9 protein-coding genes are annotated in these 8,445 nt (G+C 71.4%); 3 read left to right on the top strand and 6 right to left on the bottom strand.

What is annotated here, in order from left to right:
• Positions 1–10: 10 nt before the first annotated feature.
• The 6 genes from D7Y13_RS10845 to D7Y13_RS10870 form a co-directional block, all read right to left on the bottom strand.
• The gene (locus D7Y13_RS10845; RefSeq protein WP_120532981.1) at positions 11–898 is read right to left on the bottom strand and encodes an RNA polymerase factor sigma-32; all 888 of its coding nucleotides are present in this window, start codon (positions 896–898) and stop codon (positions 11–13) included.
• Positions 899–1,316: 418 nt separating this feature from the next.
• Positions 1,317–3,380, bottom strand: coding sequence for a transglutaminase TgpA family protein (locus D7Y13_RS10850; protein WP_120583834.1), 2,064 nt, complete (start codon positions 3,378–3,380; stop codon positions 1,317–1,319).
• On the bottom strand, positions 3,377–4,354 hold the full coding sequence (locus tag D7Y13_RS10855; RefSeq protein ID WP_120583835.1) for a DUF58 domain-containing protein: 978 nt from the start codon (positions 4,352–4,354) through the stop codon (positions 3,377–3,379). The genes D7Y13_RS10850 and D7Y13_RS10855 overlap by 4 nt, the downstream gene beginning before the upstream one ends.
• Positions 4,351–5,331: an AAA family ATPase gene (locus D7Y13_RS10860; RefSeq protein ID WP_120532984.1), complete on the bottom strand. Its 981-nt coding sequence runs from the start codon at positions 5,329–5,331 to the stop codon at positions 4,351–4,353. Before D7Y13_RS10860 ends, D7Y13_RS10855 begins: the two co-directional genes overlap by 4 nt.
• Before the next feature lie 131 nt (positions 5,332–5,462).
• The gene (locus tag D7Y13_RS10865) at positions 5,463–5,786 is read right to left on the bottom strand and encodes an STAS domain-containing protein (protein WP_120532985.1); all 324 of its coding nucleotides are present in this window, start codon (positions 5,784–5,786) and stop codon (positions 5,463–5,465) included.
• Positions 5,787–6,009: 223 nt separating this feature from the next.
• Positions 6,010–6,747, bottom strand: a complete 738-nt coding sequence (locus D7Y13_RS10870; RefSeq protein WP_120532986.1) for a lytic transglycosylase domain-containing protein — start codon at positions 6,745–6,747, stop codon at positions 6,010–6,012.
• A 303-nt stretch (positions 6,748–7,050) separates the two neighbouring features.
• Here D7Y13_RS10870 and D7Y13_RS10875 point away from each other — a divergent pair, with 303 nt between their 5' ends.
• The 3 genes from D7Y13_RS10875 to D7Y13_RS10885 all read left to right on the top strand — a co-directional run.
• Positions 7,051–7,197: a lmo0937 family membrane protein gene (locus D7Y13_RS10875; protein ID WP_370450742.1), complete on the top strand. Its 147-nt coding sequence runs from the start codon at positions 7,051–7,053 to the stop codon at positions 7,195–7,197.
• Positions 7,194–7,763, top strand: coding sequence for a hypothetical protein (locus D7Y13_RS10880; RefSeq protein ID WP_233595572.1), 570 nt, complete (start codon positions 7,194–7,196; stop codon positions 7,761–7,763). The genes D7Y13_RS10875 and D7Y13_RS10880 overlap by 4 nt, the downstream gene beginning before the upstream one ends.
• 85 nt (positions 7,764–7,848) lie before the next feature.
• The coding region (locus tag D7Y13_RS10885; protein WP_500683180.1) for a HupE/UreJ family protein at positions 7,849–8,445 on the top strand (597 nt) is incomplete at its 3' end.

An 8,445-nucleotide genomic window follows, 5' to 3' on the forward strand; every position in this document is an offset into this window, starting at 1 on the left:
CCGGGATGCGTCAGCCCTGCGCGGCGAGGGTCTCCGGATCCACTTCCGCCATCAGCGCGGCCAGCTCCGACTTGAGCTTGTCCTTCGCGCGGATCTCCAGCTGGCGCGCGCGCTCGCGGGAGAAGCCGAAGTGCTCGCCCAGCTCCTTGAGCGTCATGGGGCGCTCGTTCATCACGCGCTGCTCGATGATGAAGCGCTCGCGCGGATCCAGGCGCATGAGCGCGGTGCGCACGCGGTTGTTGATGAGGCCCGCCTCCTCCTTGTCCGCGAACTCGTCGTCCTGGGGCGCCGCGGCGCTCACCACGAAGTCCACGTGGCTGTTGCCGCCGTCCTCGCCCATGGGCGCGTCCAGGGACAAATCCCGGCCGCCCATGCGCTGCTCCATCTCCCGCACCTCGCCCGGCTTCACGTGCAGCTTGCGGGCGATCTCATCCACGTTCACCACCGCGTCGCCGCTGCCCAGCTTCTCCAGCTCCCGGCGCGTGCGGGCCAGACTGAAGAACAGCTTGCGCTGCGCCTGCGTGGTTCCAAGCTTCACCAGGGACCAGCTCTTCAGGATGTAGTTCTGGATGTACGCGCGGATCCACCACACCGCGTAGGAGATGAGGCGGATACCCTTGTCCGGATCGAACTTCTGCACCGCCTTCATCAGGCCGATATTCCCCTCCTGGATGAGGTCGGACATCTTGATGCCGTAGGAGCGGTACTCGTAGGAAACCTTCACCACGAAGCGCAGGTTGGCCGTCACCAGGCGGTGACCCGCGGCCAGGTCGCCCTTGATGAAGCGGCGCGCCAGCTCCTGCTCCTCCTCCACCTTCAGGAGGTTGTACTGGTTGATCTCCGAGAGATACATCGCCAGGGAGCCGGAATTGGACGACTGCTCGGTCGAGGCCTGCATGGATGGATTCTCCGAATTGGGGCCTCCTCGCGTGGGGAGGCGTTTGAAAGGTGCTCTGGGTTCAAGCCCTACAACTTGACGTGCATTGCCTTGAGCAACCGGGATGCCAACCGCGGTCGGATGTATTCGCGTGTGTCTCCAAGGGGTTAACGGACGCAGGGAGGGGCCGGGGTAGGTCGGTCTGTAACCGTTACCCGGCCACCGGAGGAAATCCGCGGGCCTGAGTGGGTAGAAAGTGCACGTCTCTTTCGCCCCCGGGCACGCGTCGCGATGGCGCTCACGGATGAGGTTCGCAGTAACGCTTAATGGTCGCGCAAGGCGCGGGCGTTGGCATTTCGGCTTCGCCCGGACGTCCCTGAGGTGGGCGGGCGACTGGGAGCGGAAGGCCGCTTCCTTCCGGAGGGCACTTCCTTTCCGCTCAGGAGGCGCGGGCGGTAGGGCCTGCCTGCCCGGTAGGTTCCGCGGTGCGGCGGGCGGCCTCGGCCTCCAGCGCGCGGCGGAGCGTCCCCAGCAGGTGCTCGGCCTCTCCCTCGCGCAGGGCACGGCCCCCGAAGCGCGCTTCCAGGTAACGGCGCGTCAGGGGCGTGAGCGCCAGGGCCAGGGGGTGGCCCTCGCGCGCCAGCCGCGGGGTGAGGTCCTCCAGCGACTCGCCTTCAAGGCGCTGCACCTGGGCGCGGGCCAGCTGCGCGTCCACCCGGTCCAGGAAGCGCGTGGCCTCCAGGCGCAGGGCGCGGCGCGGCCAGCGGGCGACGATGCGGCCCAGGCGCCAGACGAGGAAGGCCACCACGGCGGCCGTTACCCACGCGCGCGCCGGAGGCAGGCGGCTGGAGGTGGAGGTTGCCTCCGCGGGGCGTCGGGGCGGGCGCACCAGCTTGCTCGCCAGCTCGAACTGATCGCGGAACGAGTAGTCGACGACCGACTGTCGCCAGCGCCCCTCCACGGCTTCGTAGAGGGCGAGCAGCTTCTCCAGCAGGACGGAGCCCTGGCTGGTGCGGTGCGAGGGCGGGGTGGCGTCCACCGTGACGAAGCCGCGCCCCGGCACGAACACGTGCGTCCACGCGTGGGCGTCACCGGCGCGCACCAGGTAGCCGCCGTCCATGCGCGCCCCGCCGAAGAAGCCGGTGGCCAGCCGCGCGGAGATGCCCTGCGTGCGCAGCAGCACCGTGAGCGCGGTGGCGAAGTGTTCGCAGTGCCCCGCCTTGCGCACGAAGAGGAAGTCCGCGAGCGGATCCTCCTGGGGGCCTCCCTGCTCCAGCGTGTACGCGTAATCGCGTTGCAGGTGGCTGACGAGCTTGCGCGCCGCGGCCAGCGGTTCCTTCTCTCCGTTGAGCACCTGGGCCGCCATTTGGGCCACGCGCGGATCCAGGTGTTCGGGCAGGGCCAGGAGCTGATCCCGCTCCTCGGAGCGCAGGCCGGAGGCGGTGACCGCCTTCGCGTCCGGGGGCAGGCTGTAGGCCTCGTACGTGTACGCGGGCGCGGTGATGGTGAAGCGCACCTCGCCGCCGCCGTGCAGTTGGACGGTGCTGGCGCGCGTTCCGGTGGGCGTGAGGGCCACGGCGTTTCCCAGCCGCGACGGCGACTCCAGCGCGACCAGCGTGCGGCCTCCGTAGGCGGGCAGCAGCTCCACCCGCTGGTGGAGCAGGGTGTCGCTGGCGGGGCGCAGGGTGATCTGCCGCTCGGTGCGCAGGGCCCCGACGACGTTCGTCCACTCCTGGCCGTCGAAGGTGTCGTAGGTGCGGCCCACCCAATAGGCGTCCAGCTCTTCGCGGCCCGGGTCGGGGGTGAGCGTGGCGCGCAGCACCACGCGCGGGTTGCTCTTGATGGTGCCCGCGCCGCCCAGCCGCACGGTGTCGGAGAAGCCCGCGCTGCTGACCGCGCCGAACCCCGGCGCCGAACGCGGGCCCACCATGGCCCAGTTGAGGCGGGGGAAGAGGATGAAGAAGGCCATCGCGCCGGCCACCGCGAACGTCAGGCCCCCGGACAGGGGCAGCAGCACCGAGCGCACCGGCACGGGCTCGCCGTCCGGCACCGCCGCCTCCACCACGCCCAGCGCCAGCGACAGGCTGGCCAGCACCCCGAAGGCGATGAGGCACAGCGCGTACGTCATGTCGCCGGACAGCGCCGCGCCGCCGGCCACCATCAAGAGGCCCGTCAGGTGCGTCTGGCCGTCCGCGGGGGCGTCCGGCGTGGACAGCATCCGCTGCGCGGAGATGAGGCCCGCGAAGGCACACGCGGCCACCACCGCGTTCATCGCGCCGGACGTCAGCCGCAGGCCCAGCAGGACGGCCGCGATCACCAGCAGCAGCGCGGACAGGCGTGAGTGCCGTGCCACGAGCCGCACGTCGCACAGCGCCAGCACCAGCGACAGCAGGAACACCCCCAGGACCCACAGGGGGAGCTGTCCGGAGACGGCCATGGCGCCAAACGCGGCGCCCGCCCCCAGGTCTCGCAGCACCAGTCGCAGCCGCAGGGGACGCTTCACGCGGCCTCCTGCTTCGTGATGGCGTCCACGTCCTCGAAGCCCACCCACGCGAGCGCCTGGAGGATCCTCCGCTCCTGCCCCGCCCCCGCCGCCGGACGCAGCATGTGGTCCGGAAGCTGGAGACCGACTTCGTGCCCCGCTCCGAGGAGCTGGTGCGCCTGGGCGGCGACCTCCTCGCACTGGCGCTCCAGCGCGTCGCCCGTGAGCCCGGGGGCCAGCGCGAGCTTCCAGATGCGGCGCTCCTCGCGCTCGCGCTCCACCTTGAGCAGGCGCCCCGCCGCGGCGCTCTTCTTCCAGTGGATGCGGCGCGCATCCTCGCCCGGGGCCAGCTCCTTCAGGCCCGCCACGTCACCGGTGCCGTCCTGATGGCGCGGACTGCCCGACTCACCCCGGGGGCCCGTCTCGGCCTGTCCCGGCTCCCGGCAGGCGTAGCCCCGGCGCGGGTACACGAGCAGCGTGCCCTCCAGCGAGAACACCCGCGTCTTGGCGAACAGGCCCAGCGGCCACGTCGTGGTGACGCGCACGCCGGACAGCCGCACCGGGCCCCGGTGCGGCGCGGCCAGGTCCGCCCGGACAACCAGCTCCTTGCCCGCCGGCAGGTAGCCCAGCCGGCCGGTGCCGACGAGCGGCGACAGGTCCTCCGACAGCGTCAGCGCGAAGCCGTGCCCCGCCTTGCGCGACACCGCCCAGCGGTAGGCGAAGGGCTCGCGCGCGAAGGCCGCGTCGGCGCCCACACGGCGCACCGTCAGGTCGCGCAGGCAGCGCTCCGACAGCACGCCGGACACCACCACCATGCTGAGCAGCAGGCCCAACAGCAGGTACAGCAGGTTGTTGCCGGTGTTGAGCGCGCCCAGCCCCACGCCGAGCGTCACCACCAGATAGGTGCGGCCCGTCTTCGTCACCGACAGCGTGCGCGGCGGCCGCAAGAGGGCGCGAAGCCGCGCCCGGAAGGGAGGGCGGGCGGCGGCCTTCACCGGGGGGCCGCCACCTTGCGGGACAGCTCCTCCACCAGGTGCGCCGCCTCGTCGCGCGCGGACACGCCCTGCACCGCGCTTCGCAGCAGCACCCGGTGCGCCCAGCAGGGCACGAGCATCGTGCGCACGTCGCCGGGGGTGACGAAGTCGCGCCCCTCCCACAGGGCCTGGGCCCTCGCGGCGGACCCCAGCGCCAGCACCGCTCGCGTGGAGGCGCCGCGCTCCAGGTCGCCATGCTCGCGCGTGGCCCGGGCCAGCCGCACCACGTACTCCGCCACCGACGCGTCCAGCTTCACCTCCGCGGCGAAGTCGCGCAGCGACGCCAGCTCCTCCGGCCCCGTCACCGCCTCCACCGACGCCAGGGGCGACGCCGCGCCGCGCGTGGTGAGCAGGCGCGCCTCCACGTCCGGCGCCGGGTGGCCCAGCGACAGGCGCACGAGGAAGCGATCCAACTGGGAGTCCGGCAGGGGATAGGTGCCGGAGAAGTCCACCGGGTTCTGGGTGGCCACCACGGTGAAGGGCGAGGGCAGCGGGTGCGTCTCACCGTCCAGCGACACCTGCCCCTGGGCCATGCCCTCCAGCAGCGCGGACTGGGTGCGCGGCGGGGCGCGGTTGAGCTCGTCCGCCAGCACCAGCTGCCGGAACAGCGGTCCGGGGCGGAAGGAGAAGGTGGCCGTCTGCGAGTGGAACACCTGTGCGCCCAGGATGTCGGCCGGCAACAGGTCCGCGGTGAACTGGATGCGGGAGAAGGACAGGGCGCACGCGCGGGCCAGGGCCTCGGCCAGCGTCGTCTTGCCCACACCCGGCATGTCCTCCAGCAGCAGGTGCCCGCCCGCCACCACACAGGTGACGACGCGCTGCACCTCCACGGGTTTGCCCTGCACGGCGCGGCCAAGCTGGGCGGCGAGCCGCTCCATGACCGCGCGCGCGGAAGCAGGGGTGGGAACTGGACCGAGGACGCGGGCGGGCTGGGTCATCCTGGGCGGACTCTAACCCAGGCGACCGCGAGCCGGCACACCCTCCAGGGCGGCACCTTCGCATTCGGAGCCCGCCTGCTTGCGCGGGGGCTTCCAGGGATGCTCGGGGACCGCCCGGGGCACTGCCGCTGCTAGACGGAGAGGACGTCCTCGGGCGTGTACCAGGCCCGGTTCGTCGCCGGCGAGGACAGCACGCCGAAGTAGCGGAACATCCGCTCGTGGTGCGTGGCCAGGCCGCGCATCTCCACCGCGCCTTCCTTCAGGCCGTGCGTGAGCACCCCCACCGCGCTGTCCTTGAACTCGCGCAGGTGCGCGAAGTCCAGGACGACTTCGCTCTTGGCCAGGGACTGGAGCGACAGGCTCAGCTCCTGCGCCGTACGGCCGTCCAACGTTCCTTCCAGGCGCAGGGTGACCCGTCCCGCCGCCTCTTCCCGAAGAATCTGAAGCCCCGTCATGTTCCGTGCTCCCGCTGAGGTGTGCACCTGTGTGCCGCCTGCGAAGGTGATGGCGGCTGAAACACATCCCGGACCCCGTGTGGGGTCCGGCTTTCCCAAGGTGACCCGTGGGGGTGCACAGCCGGAGACGAACACTGCACCCTTGCGGCGTTTTCGGTCAGTGGCAGGCATGCAACTTCCGCCCGAGTGTTGGCGATCAGGCGGAAGCCGTGTCACGCAGCGGTCAACCCTTGCGACCTTCCGTCGGCTGGGCAGCACGCAAGCTCACCGCGCGCTCCTGCTGGGCCTTCAGCTTCTGGAACTCCTTCACGACCTTGGCGGGATAGCCGGCCATGAACTTCACCCGGTTCTCCTTCTTCGCCAGGATCTTCCGGGCGGTGGTGGGGCCCGCGTTGTAGGCCACGAGCGCGCTCTCCACGGAGCCGAACCGGCCGATCAGCTCCGCGAGGTAGGCGGTGCCCAGGTTCACGTTGGTCTCGAAGTCGAACAGGTTGGTGTGCCGGCCCAGCTGGTAGCCCGCCTTGCCCGCCAGGTACTTGCCCGTGTCCGGCATCACCTGCATGAGGCCCATGGCGCCCACCCCGGACACCGCGTAGTTGTTGAAGGAGGACTCGCAGCGGATCAGCGCCACCACCAGCATCGGATCCAGGTTGTTGCGCTCCGCCTCGCGAACGATGGAGACGGCCAGCCGGCGCTGCTGCCGCTCGGGAAGGCCGGAGGCGCGCACGGCCTCGACGACGCCCATCTGTTCCGCGCGGTGGAAGTCCGCCTCGTCCTCGTACATCTGGAGCTTGGCCAGCGCCGCCTTGAGCTGCGCGTCCTTCTCCGCCAGTTCCGCCCTCAGGGCCGCCATGTCCGGCGCTTCACCCTGCGCACCCACCGGCACCTGCACCGGGAAAGCCCCTGCGCCCGTCCCCACCAGCACCACCACCGCCGCCATCGCCACCGTCCAACCCCGCATCTCGCCCTCCCCTGGCGCCCGACTGCTCGCGCCCGCTGACTCGCCCACACCCTGCGACTAAGCAGGCAACGTGCCAGCGTACGATGCGTGTGTATGCCTCCTTGGAGGATCCTTATAGAGCGCGTCCGGAACGGCCCCGCGGGCCCATGGCCGGTCTGAAAAAATGCCCGGGGAGGGAAGTTTGTTTCCCAACCTGAGGCTGCAGAAACCTCCCCCTGTTGCCGCGAGGGGGCCGCGTTCCTAGCTTGCGCCTCGTTCTATTCGTGGGCCCTGTGTGGCGGGAGGCGTGGCGTGTACTGGACCATGGGCATCATTCTGATGGTGTTGTGGGTGATGGGGCTGATCACCGGTTCGACGGAGGGGCAGTGGGTGCACCTCCTCCTGGTGTTCTCCATCATCGCGTTCGTGCTGGCCGTTGCTTCGCTGGGTCGCCGGCGGGGGCTGGCGTGAACGTGCCGGAGCTGGACATGGCGTGGCTGGAGCTGCCGCGCGACAAGGCGGGCTTCGTACGGCGCGAATGTCCCCGCTGCCAGCGCAACTTCAAGACGCGTCCGAACCGGCATGATCCGGGGATGCTGCAGCGGCTGCTGGCCGGCTACTTCCCCTTCGAGAACGTCCACGAGGCGTACACGGCGGAGGAACTGCCCGCGTGGCACTGCCTGTACTGCGGCCACCGCGCGCTGCCGGATGCGTGGCTCACGCCGGAGCAGTCCGCCCACGTGGAGCACATGGCGCGCTCGTGGGCGAACCACGTGCGCTACGAACAGCTCGCGTACGTGCAGCGCACGCTGTCGCAGAACCCGCACCCCACCTTCGTGTCGGTGGCGCCGGAGCCGCTGCCCCGGCCGCTGCCGCCGGATGAAGAGGTGCTGCGCACGCTGCCCATGCTCTGCTGCGGCGACGAGGTGCAGGCGTCGTGGGACTGGGACGCGCCCCTCGTCTGTCCCCGCTGCGGCGCGCACCACGGCGGGCTGAGCGGACGCCGGCAGGTGACCCTGGAGTTCGTGCCCGAATAGTGACGGCGGCGGTCGCGGCGCTTCGCCCCGTGCGGCATCCGGCAGTGGACGGCCGGGCCGCGCGGAGGGCAGGCTCGCGGTCGCGATGAAGCCCGTCCCCGCCGTCCGGGTGGCGCTGATGGCCCTGGCCCTGCTGGGGTCCGGCGTCGCCCACGCCCACGAAGCGGATCTGATCTCCGTGCGGGCCGTCCGCGACGACGCGTCCCCGGCGCTCGTGCGCGAGACGCTCACGCTGTCCCCGGAAGCGCTCCGCCTGCTGCTGCCCGCATTCGATGCGGACGCGTCCGAGGCCCGGCGCGCGGAGCTGGAGGCGCGCGTCTGGAGCCGCGTGCCCCTGTTCGCGGACGGCGCTGCCTGCATCCTCCAAGCCTCGAGCGCGGCCAGGGATCCGGAAGGGGGCGTGGCGTTGCGCGCGGACTTCCGCTGTCCTCCGGGCGCGCTCCACCAGACGTTCGGCGTGCTGGACGCGCTGCCAGCGGGCTACCGGGTGATCCGCGCGGGATCCGCGGAAGGCGGCGCTCCGGCGGGCACGGACTTCGCGGATCAGGAACACCCCTCGCTGGCGCTGGAGGGAACGGCCGGGGCGGTGGAGGGCTTCGCCAGCTGGGTGGGCCTGGGCGTGCGGCACATCCTGGAGGGCGCGGATCATCTGCTGTTCCTGGTCGCCGTGCTGCTGGTGGGC

The organism is Corallococcus praedator, assembly GCF_003612125.1.
Taxonomy (GTDB): Bacteria; Myxococcota; Myxococcia; order Myxococcales; family Myxococcaceae; genus Corallococcus; species Corallococcus praedator.